Raw genomic sequence first — 25,877 nt, forward strand, 5'->3', positions numbered from 1 at the left:
GTCAGGCAGGCACAGGCCGCCCGCTTGCCGCTGTCTTCGAAGCGTCGTGCTTCGCCGGTTTAAACTCGACGGATTGCGTTTTCGCGGATCCGTCATTCGTTGATGTCTAGCATGCACACGGTAGTTTTCGGCTGGTTCGGCGGGTCGGCCGTCTGGTTCCTTCCTCTCTTGTGGCGTCTCGTGAAGTCTGTGCTGCCAGGCGGCGTCGGGCTGCGCGGGCCCGGCACGATCCGGCTGTGGCTCGGCTTTGTCTGCGTCCTCGTGGCGAGTTGCACGCTGGAGGCGTCGCTGCTCGGCATGGTGGGCATGGTCGGCGTCGACGGCTTCGGGCATGCGCTGGCGGCCGGCTTCGGCCGGCTGCTGGGCCACGTCGGCACGCCGCTGGTGATGCTCGGCCTGCTGGTGGTGAGCCTGCCGTGGCTGCTCGAGTTTCGCTGGAGCAGTGTCGCCTTGTGGGCGGATTCGGCATTCGGCCTCGGCCTGAGCCGCGGGCTGGCCAAACGCGATGAAGACGCGCGCCGCCGCAGCACAGTCGACGACACGCTGCCTCCGTACGCCTCGACGCCAACCAATACGATGGCCCCCAAGACCAAAGGCCGCTATGCGCGTCCGACCGTGTGGCGGCCGCCGGCTGCGACGCGTGGAGCGGGTGCTGGCGCGGCCGGTCTGGCTGGCGGGAAGGACGCGCTGGGTAAGGATGCGCTGGGGGGCGACGCGCGCGCGGCGGGTGCGGCGCCGGGTGGCGCGGGTTGGCAAGCACGAAATGCGACGCCGCGCGGTCAAGCCGCAGCGGCTGACCAGGCGGGACGGACACGGGCCGGTACGCCGGCTCGGCAAGGTGCTGGACCGGCGCCGGCTCAGCATACCGGTGCTGCGATCGACAAGGCGGCTGCGTGGGCGCCGGCTGAACCCGTCGCGCCGGCGGGCTGGTTGCGCGAGCCGGGTTCGGCGGCGCGCGGAGCTGCAGTAGCGCGGGGCGTCGGGGCCGGGACGAGCGGCACGGCGGCTCCGTCGAAGGGAATCGTTCCTGGTCGGGTCGCACCTGGCGCGGCGCCCGCTTCCCCGGCAGCCGCGAACCGCGCGCCTTCGGCGCAACACGTCAATCAGCCGGTGCGCCCCGGCACGCCCTCCGCCGCTACGCCCGCCTCACGCCCCTCACCGGCGCCCGCTCCGACGCAAACGCAGCGACCGGTCGCCAACGCGGCGCAGGCGCATCGACACCCGGCCGTCTCCGGTTCGCGCGCCCCGAGCTTTTCGCGGCCCGCAGCAACGACCGAACACGTCACCCCGCCCGCCAGCGTGCAGGAGACGCTGCGCAGCATCGAAGAGAACGCGGCTCGCTGGACAACCATCGCAGGCGCGAGCCTCGCTCGACGCACGGTTCCAGAGGCGATCAGGTTTGCGAACGACGTGCCCGCTATGCCGGTTGCGGAGGACGTGACGCATGAGACGCCAACGGCAGCGCCTGCGCCGGCACCTGCGCCTGCGCCAATTCCAGCGCCGACTCCAACTCCTATGCCGGCGAGCGAGGCGGCAACGGTCGATGCGTCCAGCGCGCCTCTGGGCGAGCCGGCCGCCGAGGCCCCCGTCACCGCACACCACGAACTCGCCGAACCGGTGAGCTGGCCTATCGTGTCGCCTGAAGCCGGGTCGCCGGTTGACGATGCGCCGGTGGATAAACCCATTGAAGCATCCGCCCAGGTACTTCCCGCCGCCGTCGACACACCCGCGCACATGGACAGTGGCGAGGCACCGGCCACGCCGAACGTCGACCACGCGAGCGCTGCAAATGCGATGCACGCACCTGCGGCGGAGCTCGTCATCGACAAAGCGCTCGCGCCATGGGAAACGGAAATGGACGCCGCAACGCCGCCGTCCGCGCCCGCCCCTACCCCATCGAACGTCGTGCGCTTCCCCGGCTTCGCGGCGGCGAACGTTGCGAGCATCGACGCCCAGGCTACACGCGAGCCGCTGTCGGACCATATCGACAATCCCGACGACGACCCGCTCGACCACGTCAGCGCCTCAACCGCCATCCGCGACACCGCACCCGCTTTCGCCGGAGTCCACGACGAAGCAAGCGACGAAGCAATCGAAGAGATTTTCGCCGAACCGAACGCTACGCCCCAGGACGCCCCCACCCCCGCGCCGTTCACCCTGCCGCGCAGCGAACCGGCCAACGAACCCATCGCGCCGCGCGCTCCGGTCAGCGGCCACACGCCCACCGTATTCGAATTCCGCGCGCCCGCTGCGTCGCGCGTCGAACTGCCGACGCTCGACCTGCTCGCGCGCGCCGACACCGATGTCGAACCCGTCTCCGAAGAACGGCTCGCCGAAACCGGCCAGTTGATCGAACAGCGCCTGCAGGAGTTCAAGGTGCCGGTGACGGTGGTGGGCGCATCGGCCGGCCCGGTAATCACGCGCTTCGAAGTCGAGCCCGCGCTCGGCGTACGCGGCAGCCAGATCGTCGGCCTGATGAAGGACCTCTCGCGCGGCCTCGGCCTCACCTCGATCCGCGTGGTCGAGACGATTCCCGGTAAGACCTGCATGGGTCTCGAGCTGCCGAACGCGAAGCGTCAGACCATCCGCCTGTCGGAAATCCTCGAGGCGAACGTCTACCAGCATTCGCACTCCATGCTTACGCTTGCGATGGGCAAGGACATCACCGGTCATCCGGTGGTCGCCGATCTCGCCAAAGCGCCGCACATGCTGGTGGCCGGCACGACCGGCTCGGGCAAGTCGGTGGCGATCAACGCGATGATCGTGTCGCTGCTCTACAAGGCGACGCCCGAAGAAGTGCGGTTGATCATGATCGACCCGAAGATGCTCGAACTGTCGGTCTACGAAGGGATTCCGCATCTGCTCGCCCCGGTCGTCACCGACATGAAGCTCGCCGCCAACGCGCTCAACTGGTGTGTCGGCGAAATGGAGAAGCGCTACCGGCTGATGTCGGCGGTCGGCGTGCGTAATCTCGCCGGCTTCAATCAGAAAATCCGCGATGCCGAGGCCGCCGGCAAGAAGCTCGGCAATCCGTTTTCGTTGACGCCCGAAGCCCCCGAACCGCTCGCCACGCTGCCGCTGATCGTGGTGGTGATCGACGAGCTGGCCGACCTGATGATGGTCGCCGGCAAGAAGATCGAAGAACTGATTGCGCGGCTCGCGCAGAAAGCGCGCGCCGCCGGCATCCACCTGATCCTCGCCACCCAGCGCCCGTCCGTCGATGTGATCACCGGCCTCATCAAGGCCAACATTCCGACCCGGGTCGCCTTCCAGGTGTCCTCGAAGATCGACTCGCGTACGATTCTCGACCAGATGGGCGCCGAATCGCTGCTCGGCCAGGGCGACATGCTGTTCCTGCCGCCGGGCACCGGCTATCCGCAGCGCGTGCACGGCGCGTTCGTCGCCGACGAGGAAGTGCATCGGATCGTCGAATATCTGAAGCAGTTCGGCGAGCCGCAATACGAAGAAGGCATTCTCGACGGCCCCGCCAGCGAAGGCGCGACCCAGGACCTGTTCGGCGACGCGCCGGACGCCGAAGCCGATCCGCTCTACGACGAAGCCGTCGCCTTCGTGGTGCGCACGCGGCGCGCGTCGATCTCGTCGGTGCAGCGGCAATTGCGCATTGGCTACAACCGCGCAGCGCGACTCGTCGAACAGATGGAAACGGCGGGACTGGTGTCGTCGATGGGCATCAACGGTAGCCGCGAAGTGCTCGCACCGGGACCGGCTGAATAGGCGAAAGCCGCTGCTGCGTCAGAAAATGAAACGGGCCTCGGAGGCATGCATGCTTCCGAGGCCCGTTTTGCTTAGGGTTCAAGACGCCTTAGGACACTGCTTCGTGACGCTACGTCCCCCCCCAACCTCAAGACGGCGACACCAGCTTGAAATCCACCGGCGAGCCGATCTCAATCCGCTTCGGATTCGCCTCGAGCAAACCGGTCTGCTGATCGCGCCTGAACACATACGCGGTGTCGCTGTTCTGATTGCCGACGATCAGCCAGTTACCGGTCGGATCGATGGCAAACTCGCGCGGCGACTTGCCGAGGCTCGACTGCCGGCCCACCAGTTTCAGATGGCCGTTCGCCGCGTCAACCGCGAAGATCACAATCTCGTTCGCGTCGCCGCGGTTGGTCGCGTAGAGGAAGCGTCCGTCCGGCGACAGATGGATTGCCGCTGCCCCCACCTGCCCCTTGAAGCCCGGCTGCGTGAGCGGCGACACCTGCAGCAGCGTGAGCTTGCCGTCGTCGTAGCGGAACGTACTGACCGTCGCAGCCAGTTCGCTCGTCAGATACGCGTATTTGCCGTCCACTCCAAACACTAGGTGACGCGGACCGCTGCCGGCCTTCACATCCGTATAACGCCACTCCGTCGGACCGAACAGGCCGCGGCTGCCATCCGGCGTGTAGCGGTACGAGTACAGCTTGTCCGCGCCGAGATCCTGCGCGAACAGATACTGGCCGTCCGGCGAGAACACGGTTGAATGCACATGCGAGTTGTCCTGACGACCCTTCACCGGACCGCCGCCTTCATGATGCACGGTCAGCACCGCCTGACCCACCTGGCCGTCCGCCTGCAGCGGGAACACCGCGAAGCTGCCGCCCGGGTCCGCCGCCACCGAATAGTTCGCGGTCAGCAGATACTTGCCGTCCGGCGAAATCTTCAGATAGCACGGGTCGTTGCCCTCCGCCGACACCTTGTTGAGAAAGGTCAACTGCCCGCTCGCCGGATCGAAGCCGAACGCGCTGATGCCGCCGCGTTGCGTGGCCGGGCCGTTGTCGCCGGGCAGTTCGTTGACCGCGTACACATGGCGGCGGTCGCCGCTCACCACGAGATACGACGGGTTGACCGTCTGCGCGACCGACACGCGGGTGGCCTCGCCGGTCTTCGTATCGAACCGGTAGACGTAGAGCCCTTCGCTCTTGCCGCCCGTGTAGGTACCGACAATCATGTCGTAGACGCCGTCGGCCGGTGCCGGGCCGGCGTCCTGGGCAAACGCATGGGTAGCGACAATCGAGACCATGAGCACGAAACCTTTTATGATCGAACGGACAGACCGGGCAGATGGCGTCAATGCGGCCTTCCGGACAGGTTGAAGCGAAGAGTGTGACGCGGCGCTTGCGGCGGCTTGGGCACTACGATGCATGTCGACCTCCTGGACATCGGGTTATTCGGTTTTGATGGTGTCGCTGGTCTGCCACGCGATTTGGAACGTTTTAGTTATCCGCGCCAGTATAGAAGATAGAAGCCAGGCGTTGAGCCGGATCGCGCAGCCCGCAAGGCTGGCAACCGGTGTTGGCGGGCGGTGCACCCTGCTGCCCATGAGAACCCTCTCTCACACCCGTCTCACCACTCGGAGTCTCAATGAACATCACCCTCAGCCTGGGCCCCGTCGTTTCGCTGATCGCCGGCATCCTCATCCTCGTGATGCCGCGTCTGCTCAATTACATCGTCGCGATCTATCTGGTCATCATCGGGGTGATCGGCATCTTCGGCGTAGGCGCTTCGCACTTTTGAGTTCGAGCGACTGGCGTGCGGACACAACCAGGCGGCCGGTTGGCGCCGCCCGGCTGAAGCGAAGTCAAGCGCAGAAGTCGACCCAGCCCCTCGGGATTATCCGCGTGGCCTAGCCGTTCGCGAGCTGGTCGAGCCGCAGACGTCCCTGCAGCGACAGGCCGCCGACGGCATAATGGCCGTCACCCTCCCGATGACGCTTGAAGCAGGCCCGCTCGATCAGGAACAGGGCGGCGGCCTGCATCCCGTTGCGGGACAGGCCGAGGCGGCCGGCATCGAGCGGCAGCATGGAATCGTCAGCGAGTTCGCTGGCGGCCGAGAGAATGGTGATGCAATCGGATTTCGACGGGTTCAGCATGGCTTTCGTCCTCGAAAACAGCGTTTGCGTGCGCGATAGACCGGCCTTCCCACGCCTGCGGCCCAATCTTCGCCCATCATCCAAAAGTCCGATTGTAGGCAGCGCTATCTCAAAATGCCAATGCGAAGTTGCCCCGAATCTGCCGCAAGCTGCCCCGAGGTTGTCCCGCTTTTGCCTGTCAGACCGGCTGAACCAAACCGCATGGCACAGGTCCGGTACTAAACCAAGCCCCGGGGCGTTCCGGGCGTACGCTTGACACGCCGGCCACGCCCCGCTCATTCCGCTTACCCAGTCACCTATGCCCGCACTCATCGAAGACTATGCCCTCGTCGGCGACGGCCACACCGCCGCACTGATCTCCCGTGACGGTTCCGTCGACTGGCTCTGCTGGCCGCGGTTCGACTCCGGCGCGTGCTTCGCCGCCCTGCTCGGCACGGAAAAAAACGGCCGCTGGCTGATCGCGCCCGTCTCCGACACGCCGGCGAAGATCACCCGCCGCTATCGCGGCGAAACGCTGATCCTCGAGACCGATTTCGAAACCGACGAAGGCGCGGTCACCGTGATCGACTTCATGCCGCCCGGCAACGGCTGGTCGGAACTGGTGCGCATCGTCGTGGGCCGGCGCGGCACCGTGCGCATGAAGATGGAACTGGTGCTGCGTTTCGATTACGGCTTTTCGATTCCGTGGGTCAGCCGCCTGAAGCACGACAGCGGCATCAAGGCGATCGTCGGGCCGGATACGGCTGTGCTGCGCACGCCCGTCGAGCTGCGCGGCGAGAACATGCACACCGTCGCCGAGTTCACGGTATCGCCCGGCGAACGGGTGCCGTTTGCGCTCGCTTATTCGCCGTCGCACCTGCGCATTCCGCCGGCCCGCGATCCGCACACCGCCCTCGCACGGACCGAGAACCACTGGCTCGAGTGGTCGGCGCGCAGCACGGTCGAAGGCAAGTACGCCGCGCCGATCCGCCGCTCGCTGATTACGCTCAAGGCGCTCGCCTACGAGCCGACCGGCGGCATCGTGGCGGCGCCTACCACGTCGCTCCCCGAGCAGCTGGGCGGCACGCGCAACTGGGACTACCGCTATTGCTGGCTGCGCGACGCCACCATCACGCTGCTCGCCATGATGCGCGGCGGCTACTTCGACGAAGCGCGCGCGTGGCGCAGCTGGCTGGCTCGCGTGATGGCCGGCGCGCCCGAGCAGTTGCAGATCATGTACGGGATCAGCGGCGAACGGCGTCTGCCGGAGTTCGAGGTGGACTGGCTGCCCGGCTACCAGGGCGCGAAGCCGGTGCGCATCGGCAACAATGCGGCCGGCCAGCTTCAGCTCGATGTGTACGGCGAAGTGATGAACGCACTGCATCTCGCGCGCGTGGGCGGCCTGCAAGCGGACGAGACCACCTGGAACGTGCAGTGCGAAATGCTCGAACACCTGGAAACGATCTGGCAGGAACCCGACGAAGGCATCTGGGAAACGCGCGGCGGCCGCCAGCATTTCACCTTCTCGAAGGTGATGGCCTGGGTGGCGTTCGATCGCGCGATCAAGTCCGCCGAATCGTTCGAGCTGCCCGGCCCGCTCGACCACTGGCGCGAGATTCGCGAACAGATTCACGCGACGGTCTGCGAGAAAAGCTGGAATCCCCAGCTCAACGCCTTCACCCAGGTGTTCGGCGGCGACGAACTCGACGCGAGCGTGCTGCTGCTGCCGCAGGTGGGCTTCCTGCCGCCGTCGGATCCGCGCGTGATCGGCACGCTCGCCGCTACCGAGAAATACCTGCTGCGCGACGGCTTCGTGATGCGCTACCGCACGACGGAAGTCGACGACGGCCTGCCGCCCGGCGAGGGTACCTTCCTCGCGTGCAGCTTCTGGATGGTGGACAACCTCGCGATGCAGGGACGCGTCGCCGAAGCGGAGGCCATGTACGAACGCCTGCTCGCGCTCGTCAACGACGTCGGTCTGCTGGCGGAGGAATACGACCCGGCCGCGAAGCGCCTCGTCGGCAACTTCCCGCAGGCGTTTTCGCACGTGGCGCTGGTGCACACCGGGCTGAACCTGATGAAACACGAGCAGGAAATGGCGAGAGCGGCCGGGCAGCCGCCGCATAACGGCACGGAGACGGGCAAACTTGACCCTGCGGCAACCCCGTATAGCGGCACGGCAACATCGCCCGTACCATGAGTTAATGACGTTTTAGCTGCCAGGGGGCGTCGCGTTGCTGCATTGCACAAATATACTTTGTCCGATATCATCAAACGAGACTCTTGGCCGATAATCAAGCGCCTACAACCACAACGGCCCGCTGCAACGCGAAACGCGTGTTTGCGAAGCCCCATGCGAATCGCCCCAACGCCGGAGCACCCATGCTCTATCAACTGCATGAATTCCAGCGGGCTCTGCTCAGCCCGCTGACCGCCTGGGCCCAGGCCGCGTCGAAATCCTTCGCGAATCCGGCCAGCCCTTTCGCCTATGTGCCAGGCGCCACACGTCTTTCCGCCGGTTACGAATTGCTCTACCGGCTAGGCAAAGACTACGAAAAACCCGAATTCAACCTGCACCAGATTGTTAAGGATGGTCATAACATCCCGATCATCGAACAGACGATCGTCGAGAAGCCGTTCTGCCGTCTGCTGCGTTTCAAGCGTTTCGCCGACGACAGCGGCGCTGTCAGCCAACTGAAAGACGAGCCGGTCGTGCTGGTGTGCGCGCCGTTGTCCGGCCACCACTCCACGCTGCTGCGCGACACGGTGCGCACGCTGCTGCAGGACCACAAGGTGTACATCACCGACTGGATCGACGCACGCATGGTGCCGCTCGAAGACGGCGCGTTCCACCTCGACGATTACGTTGCTTATATTCAGGAATTCATCCGTCACATCGGCGCCAAAGATCTGCACGTGATCTCCGTGTGCCAGCCTACAGTGCCGGTGCTGGCCGCCATTTCGCTGATGGCGAGCCGCGGCGAAGAAACGCCGCGCACAATGACGATGATGGGCGGCCCGATCGACGCGCGTAAGAGCCCGACCTCGGTCAACTCGCTCGCCACGCAGCACTCGTTCGAATGGTTCGACAACAACGTGATCTACACGGTGCCGCCGAACTATCCGGGTGTGGGCCGCAAGGTCTATCCGGGCTTCCTGCAACACACGGGTTTTGTGGCCATGAATCCGGAACGGCACGCGGCCTCGCATTGGGATTACTACCAGAGCCTCTTGCGCGGCGACGAAGACGACGCCGAAGCGCACCGCCGTTTCTATGACGAGTACAACGCGGTGCTCGACATGGACGCCGACTATTACCTCGACACGATTCGCGTCGTCTTCCAGGAATTCCGTCTGGCTGAAGGCACCTGGGACGTGGCCGGCGAGCGCGTGCGGCCACAGGACATCAAGAAGACCGCCCTCTTCACGATCGAAGGCGAGCTCGACGACATCTCCGGCGACGGTCAGACGCGCGCCGCTCAGGACCTGTGCAGCGGTATTCCGGCGGAGCACAAGCAGCATTTCACCGCGGAAAAGTGCGGCCACTACGGCATTTTCTCGGGCCGCCGCTGGCGCACCATCATTTATCCGCAACTGCGCGACTTCATCCTTGCCCACAACAAGGCACCCAAGGTCGCGAAGGAAAAAGTCGAAGCCTGAAGGCAACGGCATGGCGCGATTCGGGTAAACCGGGACGCCCGCCAGAAGGTTGCGCGCGCATCGAACGCAAAACAACGGCCCCTGCAAGGGGCCGTTGTTGTTTGAGGCTCGCGAAAGCGCGCGCGGCGTCACCCGCACGCATGCACCCCGATCGCGCGCTTCGCGCCGCCAGATAGCCGCGCGTGGCGCCTAACACCTGGTTCGGCGTGGTTAGGCGTGGTTCGGCCTGGGTGACCTTAGCGCCTGACTCGCCTGGCTTAGCGCGTGTTCTAGCGTCTAAGCAGATACGCGAGCAGCAACTCGGTGTTCATCTGCACGACTTCGCTACGCTCGGAAGCGCTGCTGAAATCGCGGCCGAGTGTCGCCTCCAGCGTGAAGCGATTCGACACGATGTAGTAGCCGAGGCCCGAGAGCGTGACGTAAAAGCGCAGCGGGTCGACATTGGTGCGGAACAGACCCGCGCGCTGGCCGCGTTCGAGAATGCTGCCCAGCGTCGCCACAATGGGCGAGATCATCTCCCGGATGCGCGTGGACTTCTGCATGTAGCGCGCCTCGTGCAGATTCTCATTGTTGATGAGACGCAGCAGCTCCGGATGATCCCGGTAGTAGTCCCACACAAAATGCGCAAGACGCGTAATGGCCTCGACCGGTGCAATACCGTTCAGGTCGAGCGTGCGCTCGGCCTCCGTGAGCGCGCCGAAGGCGTGTTCGAGGACGGCCGTGAAAAGCTGCTCCTTGCTACCGAAGTAGTAATAGAGCATGCGTTCATTGGTTTCCGCGCGGCGGGCGATCTGGTCGACGCGCGCGCCGAACAACCCACCATTTGCAAATTCCTCAGCTGCCGCGAGCAGAATACGGCGCCGGGTGCCTTCAGGATCTCTTTTGATTTTCGGCTGATTCATGGTGGCATCATCGTGAGCCGCGTTATCCGGATCGCGCCGCCGGCCTCTCCTCGGGCCTTGCACCGACAGCGTTAGCGGGCGCGCCATGGTTGGGGGACACCCTTCTGCGGTCTTTCGAAAAAGCGCTTCGATTATGGCACATGGTTTGACAATCGCAATCGGGGAAATCGGCGATAATGTGCTATTTCCCCTACGCCTGACGGAGCCAGCCAAAGCCGAGCTGCGCCCGTCTGTCGCCGAGCATGGCAAGCGCCCTGTCGGCAAGCCTCACCGTCGTGACCGTGACCGATTCCATAACACTCGCAGACCGCGTCGAAGATCTGCTCCCCCAGACACAATGTACGAAGTGCGGCTATGCAGCATGCCGCCCGTACGCCGAAGCAGTGGCCGTTGGCACAGCGAACTACAACCAATGCCCGCCGGGCGGTATCGAAGGCGTGGCGCGGCTGGCCGCCCTGCTCGGCAAGCCGGTGATCCCGCTCAATCCCGCCAATGGCGTCGAACGGCCGCGGCCCCTGGCCGTGATCGACGAGAGCCTGTGCATCGGTTGTACGCTGTGCATGCAGGCGTGTCCGGTGGACGCGATCCTTGGTGCACCGAAGCAAATGCACACGGTGATCGAGGCGCTCTGCACCGGCTGCGATCTGTGCGTCGCGCCCTGCCCGGTCGACTGCATTGCGATGGTCCCCGTTACGGGCGCGGCAACCGGCTGGGACGCGTGGACCGAAGCACAGGCGAGAGCCGCTCGCGAACACCACGACCAGCGCGAGGCGCGTCTCGCACGCGAACGCGATGCAGCGGAAGCCCGCGTGGCCGCTCGCCGGGCTGCGAGCAGCACAGCCAGTGAGGCGGCCGCTGCCGTGTCCGCTGCATCCGCTGCGCCTGCTGACACGCCCGCACCTGCTGCTACCGCCACCGCCGACGACGCCGATGCCAGAAAACGCGCGATCATTCAAGCCGCGCTCGAACGTGCCCGTCAGAAGAAGGCTGAACTGGCCGCCAAAGGCGCGGGTCCGCAAAACACGGAGCGCGTGAGTGCCGACGTGCAGGCCCAGATCGACGCAGCGCAAGCGCGCCGCCGGCGCCTGGGCATCGAGGAAAACGCTGAGTCCGCACCCACATCGCCAGCCGCCGACGCGCCCGCCACGCCTCGTGTACCCAAACCCTGACCTCCCGCCCCGGTATGAACGCGAACAAACGCCGCGCCATCTACGAGACACTCCAGAGCCTCAACCCGCATCCCACGACCGAACTCGAATACACCACGCCGTTTGAACTGCTGATCGCGGTGATGCTGTCGGCGCAAGCCACCGACGTATCGGTCAACAAGGCCATGCGCAAGATGTTCCCGGTCGCGAACACGCCGCAACAGATCGTCGAGCTCGGCGAAGAAGGCGTGACCGGCTACATCAAGACCATCGGCCTCTACCGGACCAAGGCGAAGAACGTCGTCGCGACCTGCCGGATTCTGCTGGATCAATACGGCGGCGAAGTGCCGGACGATCGCGAGGCGCTCGAGAGCCTGCCGGGGGTCGGCCGCAAGACGGCCAATGTGGTCCTGAACACGGCCTTCGGCCATCCCACCATCGCGGTCGACACGCACATCTTTCGGGTTGCGAATCGAACCGGCCTGGCGCCGGGCAAGGACGTGCGCACAGTCGAGGCGGCGCTGGAGAAATTCACGCCCGCCGAGTTCCAGCAGGACGCGCATCACTGGCTGATTCTGCACGGCCGTTATGTCTGCAAGGCGCGTCGCCCCGAGTGCTGGCATTGCGTGATCGAACCGCTGTGCGAGTTCAGGCCGAAAACCCCGCCGCCCGATCTGTAAGCGGCATGCGGATTTCCCGCAATGCAATGCAATGCAGCGCGCAGTGTGCACGCAGCACCGCTGGCTACGTGCCGGCACCGCTGGCCGCTTGCCAGCGCCGCGCCGGCCCCCGGCGTAAAATGACCGCTTGTCGTCGCGCACAGGGTTGACCCTCACTGCGCGCACCCTTCAACACCGCTTCCAGTCCACGATGTTCAATCCCAGCCGCGACGAAGTCCGAAGCTTTTTCACCGAGACCTGGCGCAAGCAGCGCGAAGGCGCGATCCTGACACCGCTCGAGGCCATCGCCGCCGACTGGATCGTCGAACACCCCGAATACCACGCCGAGTTGACGGAGGGCGCCGCCGCGTCGGCGCAGGACTACTCGCCGGAGCGCGGCCAGACCAACCCGTTTTTGCATCTGTCGATGCATCTGGCGATCAGCGAACAGTTGTCGATCGATCAGCCGCCCGGCATTCGCGCCGCTCATGAGCGTCTCGCTGCCCGTCTCGGCTCGACCCATGACGCGCAGCACGCGATCATGGAGTGCCTCGGGGAAACCCTGTGGGAAGCGCAGCGCAGCGGCACGCCGCCCGACACCGACGCGTACCTGCAACGCATCGAACGCCGCGCCTCGCGCGACTGACCCGCGTCATCGTCAACGAAGCGTCGCTGCTTAGGGTTCACCCGAAAGCAAAACACCCCGCCAAGGCGGGGTGTTTTCATATCTGCAAGGCCACGCGAAGCGCGAGGTAAAACCCTTACTTCTTCTGGACCAGATCGCCGCTCAGCGATTCGACATACGCCGCGATGTCCTTCATGTCGCTTTGCGACAGGCTTTGCACCTGCGCCTGCATGATCGCGTTGTTGCGACCGAAGTGCGGATTGCCGTTGCCCATCTGATACTGGCGCAATGCCCAGTACACGTAATCGGAATGCTGACCCGCGAGCTTCGGATATTCCGGGCTCACCGGCTTGTTGAGGTTCACGCCATGGCAGGCCGCGCAGTTGTGCGCGTCGGCCAGCACCTTGCCGTTGTCGGCGTCGGCGGCATGCGCCACATTGGCTGCGGCCAGACCGAACAGTGCCGCCGCTGCACAGGCAGCCTTGAACGTCGTGTGGAGTGCCAGTTGAGGCTTCTTCATGAATTCTCCTATCCCGCGAAAGTAAATAGCCGAGTGACTGGGTGGATGACGGCAGCCGGTTACTTGTCGGGATTGCTTTTCGAAGCGGGGGTCTGCGCCGCGTAGTACGCAGCGATGTCGGCAATGTCCTGATCCGACAACGACGCGGTGATGGCGTGCATCGTCTCGAAGTGACGGTCGCCCTTCTTGTATTCGTGCAACGCGTTCTCAAGGTACGCCTGATTCTGGCCGCCGAGGACCGGCACCCGGTAGACCTCCGGGTATGCCGTGCGGTATTCAGGAATGCCGTGGCAGCCAATACACATCGCGACCTTGCCCTGACCTGCCTTGGCGTTGCCGACGACATCCACGGCCTGCGCACTGGCCGCGTAGCCCGCTAGCACCGACAGCGCTGCGATTACGACGTGTTTGCCAACGATTTTATTCATAGCATGTAACCTGGCTTGAGGGGAAACGGGCGCCCGAAAGGCAACAGCCTGCACCATTCTTATTCTAGGGTTACCACGCAGGCCAAAAAAATCGGGCTAATTGTACCGCGCCGCTATCGCGGGCGTCCACCGGGCGGGAGGCGCGGCCCGACGCGCCTCCCCGCTCGACACCCGCCGCCCGTGCGCCGCCCGCCCACCGGGCCGCGCCCCGGCAAGCGGTGCGGATGACACCATACGCCAGCCCGATTCAGCCCAACAGGGCTTCTGACTTATACTGGAATTTTTCCCGAACGAGCGTCTCGCCATGCGTTTCGAAGGCTCATCGCAATACGTCGCCACCGACGACCTCAAGCTCGCGGTCAACGCCGCGATGACCCTGCAGCGCCCGCTCCTCATCAAGGGCGAACCCGGCACCGGCAAGACGATGCTCGCCGAGGAAGTGGCGGCGGCCCTCGGCATGCCGCTCCTGCAATGGCACATCAAGTCCACTACGAAGGCGCAGCAGGGGCTGTACGAATACGATGCGGTGTCGCGCCTGCGCGATTCGCAGCTCGGCGACGAGCGCGTCAAAGACATCCGCAACTACATCGTCAAGGGCGTGCTGTGGCAGGCGTTCGAAGCGGATGAGCAGACCGTGCTGCTGATCGACGAGATCGACAAGGCCGACATCGAATTCCCCAACGACCTGCTGCGCGAACTCGACCGCATGGAGTTCTACGTCTACGAGACGCACGAACTGGTGCGCGCGAAGCACCGTCCGCTCGTCATCATCACCTCGAACAACGAGAAGGAACTGCCGGACGCGTTCCTGCGCCGCTGCTTCTTCCACTACATCAAGTTCCCGGATCCGGTGACGATGCAGCAGATCGTCGAAGTGCACTTCCCCAACATCAAGAAAGACCTGCTGAGCGCGGCGATGGCGAGCTTTTTCGAACTGCGCAACGTGTCGGGCCTGAAGAAGAAGCCGTCCACCTCGGAACTGCTGGACTGGCTAAAGCTGCTGCTCGCCGAAGACATTCCGCCCGAAGCGCTGCGCTCGTCGGACCAGAAGCAGATCATTCCGCCGCTGCATGGCGCGCTTCTGAAGAACGAGCAGGACGTGAGCCTGTTCGAGCGGCTCATCTTCATGAACCGCAACAACCGTTGAACCGAGCGCGTGCGCCTGAACCGCCTGAACCCTTCTGGATCAGATACGCACGCCTGACGCCGGCGCACGCGCCACTCGGTGCGCCGCTGCAGAGGAACCCGCATGCTGATCGACTTCTTTTATTCGTTGCGCGCGGCCAGATTGCCGGTCTCCGTGAAGGAGTACCTGACGCTGCTCGAAGCGCTCAAAGCCAATGTGATTGCGCCGTCCCTCGACGAGTTCTACTACCTCGCCCGCCTGACGCTGGTGAAAGACGAGCAGTATTTCGACAAGTTCGACCAGGCCTTCGGCGCCTATTTCAACGGCGTGGCAATGAAGTCCGAACTGGCGCTCGACATACCGCTCGACTGGCTGAAAAAGAAGCTGCAGCGCGACCTGTCGCCGGAAGAGAAGGCGCAGATCGAGGCGATGGGCGGCCTCGACAAGCTGATGGAGCGTCTGAAAGAACTGTTCGACGAACAGAAGGACCGTCACGAAGGCGGCAACAAGTGGATCGGCTCGGGCGGCACGTCGCCGTTCGGTAACGGCGGCTACAACCCGGAAGGCATCCGCATTGGCGGCGAGTCGTCCGGCAACCGCACCGGCGTGAAGGTGTGGGAAGCGCGCGCCTATCGCGATTACGACGATCAGGTCGAAATCGGTACACGCAACATCAAGATCGCCTTGCGCCGGCTGCGGCGCTTCGCGCGCGAAGGCGCCGCCGAAGAGCTCGACCTGCCCGACACCATCCGCAGCACCGCGGCGAACGCCGGCTGGCTCGATCTGAAGATGGTGCCGGAGCGCCACAACAACGTGAAGGTGCTGATGCTGCTCGACGTGGGCGGTTCGATGGACGACCACATCAAACGCACCGAAGAGCTGTTCTCCGCCGCCAAGGCCGAGTTCAAGCATCTCGAGTTCTATTACTTCCACAACTGCGTGTACGACTTTCTGTGGAAGAACAACCGCCGCCGTCATGCGGAACGCATGCCCACCTGGGACGTGCTGCACAAGTTCACGCCGGAGTACAAGCTGATCTTCGTGGGCGACGCCACCATGAGCCCGTACGAAGTGCTGCAGCCCGGCGGCTCGGTGGAGTACAACAATCCCGAGGCGGGCGCCGTGTGGTTGCGACGGCTCGCGGACCACTTTCCGCACCATGCATGGCTGAATCCCGAGCCCGAAGGCCTATGGGAATACCGGCAATCGGTGTCGGTGATTCGCGAAGTGCTGGGCCACAGGATGTATCCTCTCACCCTCGCCGGCCTGGAAACCGCGATGCGCGCGTTGAGCAAGTAGCTTGAATCGACCCGCCGGGCGCAAGCCAGGCCAGGCGATGCGTGCAAGCCGGGCCCTACGTGGCGCCGGCAAGACCTTACCCACAAGAAACCCGAGACCTTCTGCATGAGTTCCCCTTCGTCGCCCGAACTGTCCCCTTCCGCCGCACCGCCGGCGCGCCTTCGGCCGTTCTCGGACACCTCGCTATCGGCGGTGGTCGCCGGCTTCGTCGCGATGATGACGGGCTATACCAGCTCGCTCGTGCTGATGTTCCAGGCAGGTCAGGCGGCGCATCTGTCCGACGCGCAGATTTCCTCGTGGATCTGGGCGCTTTCGATCGGCATGGCGCTGTGCACGATCGGCCTGTCGCTGCGCTTTCGCGCGCCGATCGTAATCGCGTGGTCGACGCCGGGCGCCGCCCTGCTGGTCTCGTCCTTGCCGCATGTGGCCTATCCGGAGGCGATCGGCGCGTTTATCGTCTGCGCGCTGCTGTTGACCGTGGTCGGTCTGACCGGCTGGTTCGATACGCTGATGAAGAAGATTCCAGCCGGGATCGCCTCGGCGCTGCTGGCGGGCATCCTGTTCGAGATCGGCATCGAAATATTCCGCGCGGCGCAATTCCAGACCGCGCTGGTGCTGGCGATGTTCTTCACGTACCTTGTCATCAAGCGCCTCGCGCCCCGCTATGCGATCGTGACCACGCTGATCGTCGGCACGGCGGTGGCCGGCGGCCTCGGCCTGCTCGATTTCAGCCACTTCCATGTGGCCCTCGCCAGACCGGTGCTGACCTTGCCCACTTTCTCCGTTGCGGCCATCGTCAGCATCGGCATTCCGCTGTTCGTGGTCGCCATGGCCTCGCAGAACGTGCCCGGCATCGCCGTGCTGCGCGCCGACGGCTACACCACGCCGTCCGCCCCGCTGATCGCCACCACCGGCATCGCCTCGTTGCTGCTCGCGCCGTTCGGCTCGCACGGCATCAATCTTGCGGCGATTACCGCGGCCATCTGTACCGGCCCCGAAGCCCACGAGGACCGCAACAAGCGCTACACCGCCGCCGTCTGGTGTGGCGTGTTCTACCTGATCGCCGGGATCTTCGGCGCCACCATCGCCGCCCTGTTCGCCTCGCTGCCCAAGGCGCTGGTGGTCTCGGTGGCGGCGCTCGCGCTGTTCGGCTCGATCATGAGCGGGCTGGCCAACGCCATGCAGGACCTGAAGCAGCGCGAAGCGGCGCTGGTCACCTTCATGGTGACCGCCTCCGGCCTCACGCTGCTGTCGATCGGCTCGGCGTTCTGGGGGCTGGTGGCGGGCGTGCTGACGCAACTGGTGCTGAACGCGCGGCGCGCCTGAGCGAAGGCCGAAGCACGGCTGAACCAAGGCTGAAGCCTCGCTGAAGCCTCGCTGAACAAGGCCTCGTCAGAAGGCTGAACGGACCGGCGCATGCCGATGTCAAAACTGCATCATCCGATCCGCCATAGAATAGAAGCATCGGGCGGCATTCCACGGCAAAATCACGGGAGTGCCGCAGCGTGACATGCTGCCGCCGGCGCGACCGCCCAGGTTACCGCTGCGGCACCCTCCAACTCTGGACCATTGCGCCTGTGCGCCTTGAAGGCTCGACATGACTACCGCACTCGATCAACTCAAGCAATTCACGACCGTCGTCGCCGATACCGGTGACTTCCAGCAACTCGCCCAGTACAAGCCACAGGACGCGACCACCAACCCGTCGCTGATCCTCAAGGCCGTGCAGAAAGACGACTACCGTCCGCTGCTCGAAAAAACCGTGCGCGATCACGCGTCGAAGCCGGTCGGCGAGATCATCGACCATCTGCTGATCGCCTTCGGCACCGAAATCCTCAAGATCATCCCGGGCCGCGTCTCGACCGAAGTCGACGCGCGCCTGTCGTTCGACGTCAAGGGCTCGATCGACAAAGGTCACGAACTGATCAAGCTGTACGAAGCCGCCGGCATTGGCCGCGAGCGCATCCTGATCAAGCTCGCCTCCACGTGGGAAGGCATCCGCGCGGCTGAGCAACTGCAGAAAGAAGGCATCCACTGCAACATGACGCTGCTGTTCTCGCTCGCCCAGGCCGCCGCCTGCGCCGAAGCGGGCGCGCAACTGATCTCGCCGTTCGTGGGCCGCATCTACGACTGGTACAAGAAGAACGCCGGCAGCGCCTGGGATGAGGCGAAGGACGGCGGCGCGAACGATCCGGGCGTGCACTCGGTGCGCCGCATCTACGCGTACTACAAGAAGTTCGGCTACAAGACCGAGGTGATGGGCGCGAGCTTCCGCACGCCGGGCCAGGTACTGGAACTGGCGGGCTGCGACCTGCTGACGATCAGCCCCGATCTGCTGCAAAAACTGCAGGACAGCACCGGGAAGGTGGAGCGCAAGCTGTCGCCGGAACTGGGCCAGAGCGGCAATATCGAACGCGTGCCGGTCGACGAGTCGTCGTTCCGCTTCCTCGTCAACGACGAAGCCATGGCCACCGAAAAGCTCGCCGAAGGCATCCGCGCGTTCGCCGCCGACGCCGTCAAGCTGGAAAAGCTGATCGAAGAACTGCGTTAACCGCCACGATTTGACCGGGAGCCGTACGGTTTGACCGGTTTTCACAATTGACGCCACAGCAGACGACTACAATCGTTTGCTGTGGCGTTGTTCTGTCCGCTTGGGCATCACGGCGCTGCGCATACCAATACTCCTCGGAGACGACGATGCAAATTCAGCCCTATGTATTTTTCAATGGCCGCTGCGAAGAAGCGCTGGGCTTCTATGCCGACAAGCTCGGCGCCGAAGTGCTGTTCAAGATGCACTACAAGGACGCGCCGCCCGACGCCAACCGTCCGGCCGACCCGAAGAACGACAATCTCGTCATGCATGCCTCGGTCAAGATCGGCTCGAGCATCCTGATGATGTCCGACGACTGCATGAGCGAAAAGGTCACCCACGACGGTTTCAGGCTGTCGCTGACGGGCGATGACCTTGCTCACGGCGAAAAGCTTTACAACGCGCTCGCGGAAGGCGGCACCGTCAACATGCCCTGGCAAGCCACGTTCTGGACCCAGGGCTTCGGCATGGTGACCGACAAGTTTGGCATCGGCTGGATGGTGACGATTCCCGACGCCAACTGAACCAGGTCCATTGCCGCCGGCTGAGGGACAAGGGGACAAGGACCACCAGCACAACGAAGACGGGGCGCCCCCTCAGCGCGGCTAGGCCGCGGCGCTGACCGGGTCGCCGTGCCGCTCGATGTTCCAGTTCGGCTCCGTTTCGAGCAGCAGCGCCCGCAAGTGGTCCACCTGCTCGATCATCCGTTCGCCCAGCCAGTACGGCCCCTGCAGTTCGGGGGCCAGGTGCGGCGCGAGTGCACGGCTCGGGACGCGCGCCAGCACGACCTTGGGTGCAAGAAATCGCGCCGCGCCGCCGAAGCGCAAGCCGCGCGCCATCGCCAGCAGCATAGCCCGCACCGCGCGCGACTCGGCGCCGCATTGCCGCGCGAAGGCCGCACGCCCGGCGGCGTCCGCCTGGGCCAGCGCGCCGGTCGCCATGATTTCCAGCGCACTCAGCACCGAGCGGTGCACGCGCTGGATCTCTTCCAGTTTGCCCGGCGGCGCCTCGATCTCCTTCGCAACCGAGGGCATCAACGCGCGCAATTGCACCAGCCGCGCGTTCAACTCCAGAAACGTCTTGATCTGCTGGTCCGCATCGAACGGTGCGCCATCCACGAGGCGCATGTAGATTCGCGCGCAGCCGCGCAGATTGTCGGCGAGCAGGTAACGCCATGAATAGGTCGCATGCAGCGGCAGCGCAAACGAGAACGCCAGCGCGATCACAATGCCGATCAGCACGTTTAGCGTGCGCCACAGGCCCGTATCGATCAGGTTGTCGCCGTGGCCCGCGACGATGCACATGGTGATCGCCGTCAGCAGTCCGATATAGCCGCCCTTGCCGATCGCATACCACGCACAGATGCCGGCCACGACGGACATCAGCACGTAGGTGAGCCATAGCGAGCCGAACAGGTTCTGCTGCAGGATCAGCGCGAGTCCGATGGTTGCGCCGAGTAACGTTCCGGCCGCCCGCTCCGCGGCCTTCTTGCGGATATTGCCGTGATGCTGCAAGCCGCCGATCACCACCAGCAGCGTCACCGACGACCAGATGCCGTGCGGGATATGGATGCCGGTCGTAGCGAGGATCGACACGATCATCGCCAGCCCGACCCGCACGCTATGCAGCAGTTTGGCGTGCCGGTAACGGTAGTACGGCGAAGTGATCACCCTGATTGCCCGGCCGATGGCGGTACGGCGCGGGACCACGGGATCCGAATCGGTTGAGGACATGGGCGTGCGGAAGTGAGAGAGGCAACCTGCCTATGCTGCACCAAAATGCAAAACGCCCGCAAATTTTCGTTGCGGGCGTTCGTTGCATGCTCTTCTTCGGATACCTGAACCGGTCAGCTTTCCACCACGTCCAGATAGTCCTCCGGACGGGTGCGGTCTTCGGCGTGCTTCATGCCCACCGCGCGCACCAGCAGGCTCACCACCACCGACACCACCAGGTTCACGATCAGCGACCACACCGCGGCATAGCCGGGAATCGCGAGGCCGAACAGGTGGATCGTGAAGATCGAACTGGCCAGCTTCAGCGAGACCGCCATCCACGTGCCGGTGCCGATCCCGACGGCCCAGCCGAGCAGCAGGCCGCGGTAGTCGAGCATGCGCGTGTACAGCCCCAGCACGATGGCCGGCAGCGTCTGGATGATCCAGATGCCGCCCAGCAACTGCAGCTGGATCGCATACGTGAGCGGCAAGCCGAGAATGAAAGCCACCGCCCCCACCTTGACGATCAGCGAAACCAGTTTGGCGATATTGGTTTCCTGCTCGTTCGTCATGTTGCGGTTGATGAACTCCTTGTGGATGTTGCGCGTGTACAGATTGGCGGCCGCAATCGACATGATCGCCGCCGGCACCAGCGCGCCGATCCCGATGGCCGCAAACGCCACCCCGACGAACCACGACGGGAAGAAGTGCAGGAACAGCGCCGGCACGGCGAAGTTCGGACCGAAGGCCTTGAAGTACGGCGCGAACTCGGGCATGTCTTTCACGCCCGCTGCGAGCGCCATGAAACCGAGCAGCGCCAGCAGGCCAAGCACCAGCGAATACGCCGGCAACATCGCCATGTTGCGGCGGATCGTGTTGCCCGACTTCGACGACAGCACGGCCGTAATCGAGTGCGGGTAAAGGAACAGCGCGAGCGCCGAACCGACCGCCAGCGTCGCATAGGCGCTATAGCCGTTCAGGCTCGATACGTCCGGTGCTTTCAGCAGCAGCTTGGCCGGCGGCACGGCGGCGAAGATGTGGCCGAAACCGCCCAGTTGCGGCGGAATCACGATCACGGCAGCGGCGATCGTGATGTAGATCAGCACGTCCTTGACGACCGCGATCATGGCCGGTGCGCGCAGGCCCGAGGTGTACGTGTAGGCCGCCAGAATCGCGAAGGCGATGATGAGCGGCAGATCGCCGACAAAACCCGTGGTGTCGAACCCGAGCGCGCCGATCACCACTTCGATACCGACCAGTTGCAGCGCGATATACGGCATGGTGGCGACGATACCGGTCACGGCAACTGCCAGAGCAAGCGACTTGCTGCCATAGCGGGCGTTGACGAAGTCCGCGGACGTGACGTAGCCCTGACGTTTCGCAATGCTCCACAGCTTCGGGAACACGACGAACGCGAACGGATAGATCAGGATCGTATAAGGCAGCGCGAAGAAGCCGGTAGCGCCTGCGCCGAACACAAGCGCGGGCACCGCGACGAAGGTATAGGCGGTGTACAGATCGCCGCCCAGCAGGAACCACGTGACGATGGTACCGAAGCGCCGGCCGCCGAGACCCCACTCTTCCAGATGCGCGAGATCGCCGCGCCGCCAGTGCGCGGCGATGAAGCCGAGGATCGTGACGCCGATAAAGAACAGGACGAAGACAAAGGTGGCGACGGGATTCATTGAGCGCCCCCCTGCGAGCTATCCGGCAAACGTTTTTTGGTCTTGAAGTACACCAGAGCCGTGATGACCGCGCTGATCAGCACCCACAGCAGTTGATACCAGTAGAAGAACGGGAAATCGAACAGTTGGGGTTCGACCTTGTTGTATGACGGCACCCAGATCATCGCGATCCAGGGGAGCAGCAGCAACCAGAGCCAGTGTTTGCTGGCCTTGTTCGCGGTGGCGTCGTGAGCCATGACGTCTCCTCTTTCCTTTTATTGATTTGTGTCCCGTGGTTGACGGGTGGCGAACCCGACGGCTGGAGGCCGGCCCGCGGCCAGGCCACGGGCGCCCCGAAAGCATTGAAAGAGTATAGGAGTCGCAAAGGTACGGTCAAGCAGGGACGACCCGAGGCCAAACCGTATGCACCGAACCGTGTGCGCGAGGCCGTGTGCCTAGATCGAGAATGAACCGTCCTGCTGCCCGGTCGACTCCTGCAGGCCCTTGATCCACTTGCGCGCCGGTAGACCGAGTTCCGCTTCGATCAGCCTGGCACGCGCCTGCAAGGTCGCGAACGGTACGTCGAGCGCCGGACCCGAAAACGCAATCGCGACACGGTTGCCGTCGTGCACTTCAGGCAGCGCGAACACGCGGCCGTCGAAGGCTTCGTTCAGACGCTTCATGTTGCGCACGAAGCCTGGGTGATCGCCGAACAGGTTCACCGTCACCACGCCCGCGTCAGCCAGACACGCGCGCACCGCGCGGTAGAACGCCACGCTGTCGAGCACCGGACCGCGTGCGGTCGCGTCGTAGACGTCGATCTGCAGCGCGCCGATCGTGCCGTGGTTGGCGCGGTCGTTGACGAAGTCCCATGCGTCGGTTTCGTGCACCGTCAGACGGGCATCGTCGTGCGGCAGTTCGAACATCGTGCGCGCCGCGACCACCACGGCCGGATTCAACTCGACCGCTTCGACCTTCGCACGCGGCAGAAAGCGATACGCAAACTTGGTCAGCGCCGCTGCGCCGAGGCCGAGCTGAACGATGCGCTTCGGCGTTTCGAGGAACAGCAGCCAGGCCATCATTTGCTGCGCGTATTCGAGCTCGATGTGATCGGGCTTGCGCAAACGCATCGCGCCTTGCACCCATTCCGTGCCGAAGTGCAGATAGCGCACGCCGCCCTCTTCCGAGAACGTCACCGGTGCGAAGCGCGGCTTGCGCGGCGCTTCGATTTGCGGGGCGTCGTCAAGGTCGTCGTCGCGCCGTGCGCGCTTGCTCGTGCGCGTGATTTTCTGCATTTTTTCGCCGGCATCAGCGGAGTCGGACTGTTTGTTGCGGAATGCGCGCGCTTCAGCCGAAGCGCGCTTGATCAGTTTCGTCATGGAGAGAGGTCGCGTCAAAGGCGCAATTTTGGTTCGGATGAGAGCATAGCATTCGCCAGACTCGCTTTTCTTTTCCGTGTAATCTGCTTCTTCCCTGCCTTCCGGGTTTCGCCGTGACGTCACCGAAGCCTGCTAGGGTTATCGCTGCTCAGACCACCTCACACCTCACCACAAGGGATCCGCAAGCATGAGCACCATTCACTTCATTGGCGGGGAAAAAGGCGGCGTGGGCAAATCGCTCGTCGCCCGCGTGCTGGCCCAGCATTTTATCGACACCGGCGTGCCGTTTCTAGGCTTCGACACGGACCGCTCGCATGGCGCGCTGCTGCGCTTTTACGCGGACTATGCCGCACCGGCCGTGCTCGACCAGCACGACAGCCTGGACCCCATCATGGAGGCCGCCAGCGAAGATCCGCAGCGGCGGATTCTGGTGGACCTCGCGGCCCAGACGCAGCAGCCGCTCGCCAAATGGCTCGACGATTCGGATGTGCTCGGGATGGCGCAGGAACTGGGCATCGCGCTGACGTGGTGGCACGTCATGGACAGCGGCCGCGATTCGGTCGATCTGCTGCGGCAGTGGCTCGACCAGTTCGGCGGCAAGCTCAAGCTGGTGCTGGTGCTGAACGAACTGCGCGGCGACCGCTTCGAGATTCTGGAAGCGTCCGGCGAACGCGCGCGAGCCGAAGCATTGGGCGCCAGCGTGATGACCCTGCGTCATCTGCCCGATACGACCATGCAAAAGATCGATCAGCAAAGCACGAGCTTCTGGGCCGCGGTGAATCATCCGGACCGTGCCGCTACGGGGCTCGGCTTGCTGGAACGGCAACGCGTCAAAGTGTGGCTGCAGCGGGTGTATGGCGAGTTCGCGAGGCTTGGGGTTTAGGCTAGTGCAGGCCGGGCCTACCTCGCGCGACTGCTTGGGGTGTCGGCGGCGGGCGGTTCGGTTAACCAGTCACGCAGCGCTAGCCACGCTTTGAGCTTCTCTGCATAAGGCAGCGTGTACGCAGGACTGCTCGAAGGCAGGCTGATGAATTCGACCTTCCCGACCGCGTCCTGCAGCGCCCGCATGCCGAGCCGCGCAGCCGTGCCGCCGTTGAACGCGACGGCGGCGAGATGCGGCAGCGACTCAACCAGGGCAAGCAGGTCGTTGCTCGCATGGTTGCGGATCCGGCTGTCCAGACTGCCTTCACGTTGGGCCTCCGCGACGACATCCCACAAGCCGACGCGATGACGCAGCAGGGCCTGCAGGCGCGTAGGGTAGTCGAAGCCTGGCAAGTCCTCTCCCGTGACATCGCCGATCAGCGACCAGAACCGGTTCTGCTTGTGCGCGTAGTACTGCGCCTGCGCCAGCGAGACTTCGCCCGGCAGGCTGCCCAACACCAGGATTCGTGTATTGGCGTCGACGACGGGCGCAAAGCAGCGTTTCTGCGTCACGACGCCTTCCCGCCGTGCTCATGCTGGGTCACCGGATGGGCGCGTGACGCCGTGTGCTCGAGCGGCCGTCCATGTTCGCGCGGATGCGTCCGCTGTGACTCATGCGCGGACACCGCGGGCGACGCCGCCGCAAGGTGCGCCCACAGTGCCGGCAGCATGCATTCGGTGACCATCAGCGGCGCGCCGTGGCGCTCGAACACCGAGCGGCGCGCGACCAGCGCCTGGGGATGCGAATCCACCCCGCCAATTTCGCGGGCGGCCAGCCGGTACAACGGATGACGCGCCGTGAGCCGGCGGCTCACCAACGCCGAGCGCGCGACGCTGCTGTCGCTGTAGAGCAGTTCGGCCAGCGGCCGGGTGCGCAAGCGGCGCATCGCCTGCCAGACGCCGACGCTCGCCGCCAGCGGCGCAATGCTATGCGCCGCGACGAACGGCGTGCCGTCCACCGACAACACCACTTCCCGCACCCACACCGGCGCGCGCGATTCGACGCCGAGCGCGGCGTGCTCGTCCGCCCACGGCATCGCGACGGCTTCGCGCGTGACGCGCACCGCCACCGCACCGAGCGTGCGCAGATGCGCGGTCAGCGAACCGCCGCGCGTGAGCCAGTCTTTCTGGTCGCGGCTGAAACCGGGTAAGGGCGCGACGCGCCAGTGGGCGTCCGCGGCATCGAAACGGATGAGCATGGTATCGGATTATAACGGCGCTCCATCAGGATGATCCTCGTCGCGGGCAAGACATAAGGTTCCCCACACCCTCGCGTCCGTGCTGACCGGCATCAATCCACTCGCAGCTTTCAGACAGGTCTTATTTTCCTCATACCGCCTCACGCGATAAAAGATCGATGCACGACAAAGCCGGCGCGCCGCTCACTGATGTGTCA

24 protein-coding genes are annotated in these 25,877 nt (G+C 64.5%); 13 read left to right on the top strand and 11 right to left on the bottom strand.

Features of this window, described 5'->3' with window-relative positions; all coding sequences use genetic code 11:
- The first annotated feature begins 111 nt into the window (after positions 1 to 111).
- Complete coding sequence (locus P3T42_RS20230) at positions 112 to 3,735, top strand: DNA translocase FtsK (protein ID WP_429307048.1); 3,624 nt, start codon at positions 112 to 114, stop codon at positions 3,733 to 3,735.
- 127 nt (positions 3,736 to 3,862) lie between these two features.
- Here P3T42_RS20230 and P3T42_RS20235 read toward each other — a convergent pair whose 3' ends face one another.
- Positions 3,863 to 5,143: a lactonase family protein gene (locus tag P3T42_RS20235; protein ID WP_429307049.1), complete on the bottom strand. Its 1,281-nt coding sequence runs from the start codon at positions 5,141 to 5,143 to the stop codon at positions 3,863 to 3,865.
- A gap of 218 nt (positions 5,144 to 5,361) precedes the next feature.
- Between P3T42_RS20235 and P3T42_RS20240 the strand changes: the two genes are divergently transcribed.
- Positions 5,362 to 5,514, top strand: coding sequence for a DUF3096 domain-containing protein (locus tag P3T42_RS20240; RefSeq protein ID WP_074301971.1), 153 nt, complete (start codon positions 5,362 to 5,364; stop codon positions 5,512 to 5,514).
- A gap of 109 nt (positions 5,515 to 5,623) precedes the next feature.
- Here the strand turns inward: P3T42_RS20240 and P3T42_RS20245 are convergent, their stop codons facing one another.
- Entirely contained in the window at positions 5,624 to 5,869 is a 246-nt protein-coding gene (locus P3T42_RS20245; RefSeq protein ID WP_074301972.1) for a hypothetical protein, read from the bottom strand.
- A gap of 298 nt (positions 5,870 to 6,167) precedes the next feature.
- On the opposite strand from P3T42_RS20245, the gene P3T42_RS20250 reads away from it, so the two are divergent.
- Positions 6,168 to 8,048 carry a glycoside hydrolase family 15 protein gene (locus P3T42_RS20250; protein ID WP_074301973.1) on the top strand — a complete coding sequence of 627 codons (1,881 nt, stop codon included), beginning with the start codon at positions 6,168 to 6,170 and terminating at the stop codon, positions 8,046 to 8,048.
- Between the two features lie 182 nt (positions 8,049 to 8,230).
- Entirely contained in the window at positions 8,231 to 9,508 is a 1,278-nt protein-coding gene (locus tag P3T42_RS20255; RefSeq protein WP_429307050.1) for a polyhydroxyalkanoate depolymerase, read from the top strand.
- 269 nt (positions 9,509 to 9,777) lie between these two features.
- On the opposite strand, the gene P3T42_RS20260 is transcribed toward P3T42_RS20255, so the two are convergent.
- Positions 9,778 to 10,410 carry a TetR/AcrR family transcriptional regulator gene (locus P3T42_RS20260; protein WP_074301975.1) on the bottom strand — a complete coding sequence of 211 codons (633 nt, stop codon included), beginning with the start codon at positions 10,408 to 10,410 and terminating at the stop codon, positions 9,778 to 9,780.
- A 275-nt stretch (positions 10,411 to 10,685) separates the two neighbouring features.
- Here P3T42_RS20260 and rsxB point away from each other — a divergent pair, with 275 nt between their 5' ends.
- The 3 genes from rsxB (at position 10,686) to P3T42_RS20275 (ending at position 12,863) form a co-directional block, all read left to right on the top strand.
- Positions 10,686 to 11,579, top strand: a complete 894-nt coding sequence (rsxB, locus tag P3T42_RS20265; protein WP_429307120.1) for an electron transport complex subunit RsxB — start codon at positions 10,686 to 10,688, stop codon at positions 11,577 to 11,579.
- A gap of 14 nt (positions 11,580 to 11,593) precedes the next feature.
- The gene (gene nth / locus P3T42_RS20270) at positions 11,594 to 12,238 is read left to right on the top strand and encodes an endonuclease III (protein ID WP_429307051.1); all 645 of its coding nucleotides are present in this window, start codon (positions 11,594 to 11,596) and stop codon (positions 12,236 to 12,238) included.
- 190 nt (positions 12,239 to 12,428) lie between these two features.
- On the top strand, positions 12,429 to 12,863 hold the full coding sequence (locus P3T42_RS20275) for a DUF1841 family protein (RefSeq protein ID WP_074301978.1): 435 nt from the start codon (positions 12,429 to 12,431) through the stop codon (positions 12,861 to 12,863).
- 115 nt (positions 12,864 to 12,978) lie between these two features.
- Here P3T42_RS20275 and P3T42_RS20280 read toward each other — a convergent pair whose 3' ends face one another.
- Both P3T42_RS20280 and P3T42_RS20285 read right to left on the bottom strand, forming a co-directional pair.
- A complete protein-coding gene (locus P3T42_RS20280) occupies positions 12,979 to 13,362 on the bottom strand; it encodes a c-type cytochrome (RefSeq protein ID WP_074301979.1) in 384 nt (127 codons plus the stop codon).
- A gap of 59 nt (positions 13,363 to 13,421) precedes the next feature.
- Positions 13,422 to 13,790 (bottom strand): c-type cytochrome, encoded by a 369-nt coding sequence (locus P3T42_RS20285; protein ID WP_429307052.1) that lies wholly within the window; start codon positions 13,788 to 13,790, stop codon positions 13,422 to 13,424.
- A gap of 304 nt (positions 13,791 to 14,094) precedes the next feature.
- Between P3T42_RS20285 and P3T42_RS20290 the strand changes: the two genes are divergently transcribed.
- From P3T42_RS20290 to yjdN, 5 genes are all read left to right on the top strand, one after another.
- Positions 14,095 to 14,937 carry an AAA family ATPase gene (locus tag P3T42_RS20290; RefSeq protein WP_074301981.1) on the top strand — a complete coding sequence of 281 codons (843 nt, stop codon included), beginning with the start codon at positions 14,095 to 14,097 and terminating at the stop codon, positions 14,935 to 14,937.
- A 102-nt stretch (positions 14,938 to 15,039) separates the two neighbouring features.
- A complete protein-coding gene (locus P3T42_RS20295; protein ID WP_074301982.1) occupies positions 15,040 to 16,215 on the top strand; it encodes a vWA domain-containing protein in 1,176 nt (391 codons plus the stop codon).
- Positions 16,216 to 16,320: 105 nt separating this feature from the next.
- Positions 16,321 to 17,541: a benzoate/H(+) symporter BenE family transporter gene (locus P3T42_RS20300; protein ID WP_074301983.1), complete on the top strand. Its 1,221-nt coding sequence runs from the start codon at positions 16,321 to 16,323 to the stop codon at positions 17,539 to 17,541.
- Positions 17,542 to 17,812: 271 nt separating this feature from the next.
- Complete coding sequence (gene tal, locus P3T42_RS20305; RefSeq protein ID WP_429307053.1) at positions 17,813 to 18,766, top strand: transaldolase; 954 nt, start codon at positions 17,813 to 17,815, stop codon at positions 18,764 to 18,766.
- A 146-nt stretch (positions 18,767 to 18,912) separates the two neighbouring features.
- Positions 18,913 to 19,329, top strand: a complete 417-nt coding sequence (gene yjdN, locus P3T42_RS20310; RefSeq protein ID WP_429307054.1) for a VOC family metalloprotein YjdN — start codon at positions 18,913 to 18,915, stop codon at positions 19,327 to 19,329.
- A gap of 81 nt (positions 19,330 to 19,410) precedes the next feature.
- Here the strand turns inward: yjdN and P3T42_RS20315 are convergent, their stop codons facing one another.
- The 4 genes from P3T42_RS20315 to P3T42_RS20330 form a co-directional block, all read right to left on the bottom strand.
- The gene (locus P3T42_RS20315) at positions 19,411 to 20,538 is read right to left on the bottom strand and encodes an FUSC family protein (protein ID WP_074301986.1); all 1,128 of its coding nucleotides are present in this window, start codon (positions 20,536 to 20,538) and stop codon (positions 19,411 to 19,413) included.
- Positions 20,539 to 20,651: 113 nt separating this feature from the next.
- Positions 20,652 to 22,202, bottom strand: coding sequence for a monocarboxylate uptake permease MctP (mctP, locus tag P3T42_RS20320; RefSeq protein ID WP_074301987.1), 1,551 nt, complete (start codon positions 22,200 to 22,202; stop codon positions 20,652 to 20,654).
- A complete protein-coding gene (locus tag P3T42_RS20325; RefSeq protein ID WP_074301988.1) occupies positions 22,199 to 22,438 on the bottom strand; it encodes a DUF3311 domain-containing protein in 240 nt (79 codons plus the stop codon). The genes mctP and P3T42_RS20325 overlap by 4 nt, the downstream gene beginning before the upstream one ends.
- Before the next feature lie 198 nt (positions 22,439 to 22,636).
- Positions 22,637 to 23,560 (bottom strand): spermidine synthase, encoded by a 924-nt coding sequence (locus P3T42_RS20330; RefSeq protein WP_429307055.1) that lies wholly within the window; start codon positions 23,558 to 23,560, stop codon positions 22,637 to 22,639.
- Positions 23,561 to 23,747: 187 nt separating this feature from the next.
- On the opposite strand from P3T42_RS20330, the gene P3T42_RS20335 reads away from it, so the two are divergent.
- Positions 23,748 to 24,443, top strand: coding sequence for a mobilization protein (locus tag P3T42_RS20335; RefSeq protein ID WP_429307056.1), 696 nt, complete (start codon positions 23,748 to 23,750; stop codon positions 24,441 to 24,443).
- Positions 24,444 to 24,460: 17 nt separating this feature from the next.
- Here the strand turns inward: P3T42_RS20335 and P3T42_RS20340 are convergent, their stop codons facing one another.
- Together P3T42_RS20340 and P3T42_RS20345 are read right to left on the bottom strand one after the other, a co-directional pair.
- Positions 24,461 to 24,994 carry a DNA-deoxyinosine glycosylase gene (locus P3T42_RS20340; RefSeq protein ID WP_429307057.1) on the bottom strand — a complete coding sequence of 178 codons (534 nt, stop codon included), beginning with the start codon at positions 24,992 to 24,994 and terminating at the stop codon, positions 24,461 to 24,463.
- Entirely contained in the window at positions 24,991 to 25,680 is a 690-nt protein-coding gene (locus tag P3T42_RS20345) for a chorismate--pyruvate lyase family protein (RefSeq protein ID WP_429307058.1), read from the bottom strand. Before P3T42_RS20345 ends, P3T42_RS20340 begins: the two co-directional genes overlap by 4 nt.
- Positions 25,681 to 25,877: the final 197 nt, after the last annotated feature.

The sequence above is a fragment of the Paraburkholderia sp. GAS38 genome (genome assembly GCF_050434965.1).
In the GTDB taxonomy this organism is placed as follows: Bacteria; Pseudomonadota; Gammaproteobacteria; order Burkholderiales; family Burkholderiaceae; genus Paraburkholderia; species Paraburkholderia phenazinium_A.

What these genes read in the sequence shown, in the direction of transcription:
- P3T42_RS20290 (WP_074301981.1), top strand. Translation starts at nt 14,095, where the DNA reads ATGCGTTTCGAAGGCTCATCGCAATACGTCGCCACCGACGACCTCAAG.
- nth (WP_429307051.1), top strand. Translation starts at nt 11,594, where the DNA reads ATGAACGCGAACAAACGCCGCGCCATCTACGAGACACTCCAGAGCCTC.
- P3T42_RS20240 (WP_074301971.1), top strand. Translation starts at nt 5,362, where the DNA reads ATGAACATCACCCTCAGCCTGGGCCCCGTCGTTTCGCTGATCGCCGGC.
- P3T42_RS20345 (WP_429307058.1), bottom strand. Translation starts at nt 25,680, where the DNA reads ATGCTCATCCGTTTCGATGCCGCGGACGCCCACTGGCGCGTCGCGCCC.
- P3T42_RS20280 (WP_074301979.1), bottom strand. Translation starts at nt 13,362, where the DNA reads ATGAAGAAGCCTCAACTGGCACTCCACACGACGTTCAAGGCTGCCTGT.
- P3T42_RS20335 (WP_429307056.1), top strand. Translation starts at nt 23,748, where the DNA reads ATGAGCACCATTCACTTCATTGGCGGGGAAAAAGGCGGCGTGGGCAAA.
- P3T42_RS20330 (WP_429307055.1), bottom strand. Translation starts at nt 23,560, where the DNA reads ATGACGAAACTGATCAAGCGCGCTTCGGCTGAAGCGCGCGCATTCCGC.
- P3T42_RS20245 (WP_074301972.1), bottom strand. Translation starts at nt 5,869, where the DNA reads ATGCTGAACCCGTCGAAATCCGATTGCATCACCATTCTCTCGGCCGCC.
- yjdN (WP_429307054.1), top strand. Translation starts at nt 18,913, where the DNA reads ATGCAAATTCAGCCCTATGTATTTTTCAATGGCCGCTGCGAAGAAGCG.
- P3T42_RS20260 (WP_074301975.1), bottom strand. Translation starts at nt 10,410, where the DNA reads ATGAATCAGCCGAAAATCAAAAGAGATCCTGAAGGCACCCGGCGCCGT.
- P3T42_RS20300 (WP_074301983.1), top strand. Translation starts at nt 16,321, where the DNA reads ATGAGTTCCCCTTCGTCGCCCGAACTGTCCCCTTCCGCCGCACCGCCG.
- P3T42_RS20285 (WP_429307052.1), bottom strand. Translation starts at nt 13,790, where the DNA reads ATGAATAAAATCGTTGGCAAACACGTCGTAATCGCAGCGCTGTCGGTG.
- P3T42_RS20230 (WP_429307048.1), top strand. Translation starts at nt 112, where the DNA reads ATGCACACGGTAGTTTTCGGCTGGTTCGGCGGGTCGGCCGTCTGGTTC.
- tal (WP_429307053.1), top strand. Translation starts at nt 17,813, where the DNA reads ATGACTACCGCACTCGATCAACTCAAGCAATTCACGACCGTCGTCGCC.
- mctP (WP_074301987.1), bottom strand. Translation starts at nt 22,202, where the DNA reads ATGAATCCCGTCGCCACCTTTGTCTTCGTCCTGTTCTTTATCGGCGTC.
- P3T42_RS20325 (WP_074301988.1), bottom strand. Translation starts at nt 22,438, where the DNA reads ATGGCTCACGACGCCACCGCGAACAAGGCCAGCAAACACTGGCTCTGG.
- P3T42_RS20315 (WP_074301986.1), bottom strand. Translation starts at nt 20,538, where the DNA reads ATGTCCTCAACCGATTCGGATCCCGTGGTCCCGCGCCGTACCGCCATC.
- P3T42_RS20275 (WP_074301978.1), top strand. Translation starts at nt 12,429, where the DNA reads ATGTTCAATCCCAGCCGCGACGAAGTCCGAAGCTTTTTCACCGAGACC.
- P3T42_RS20235 (WP_429307049.1), bottom strand. Translation starts at nt 5,143, where the DNA reads ATGCATCGTAGTGCCCAAGCCGCCGCAAGCGCCGCGTCACACTCTTCG.
- P3T42_RS20295 (WP_074301982.1), top strand. Translation starts at nt 15,040, where the DNA reads ATGCTGATCGACTTCTTTTATTCGTTGCGCGCGGCCAGATTGCCGGTC.
- P3T42_RS20250 (WP_074301973.1), top strand. Translation starts at nt 6,168, where the DNA reads ATGCCCGCACTCATCGAAGACTATGCCCTCGTCGGCGACGGCCACACC.
- P3T42_RS20255 (WP_429307050.1), top strand. Translation starts at nt 8,231, where the DNA reads ATGCTCTATCAACTGCATGAATTCCAGCGGGCTCTGCTCAGCCCGCTG.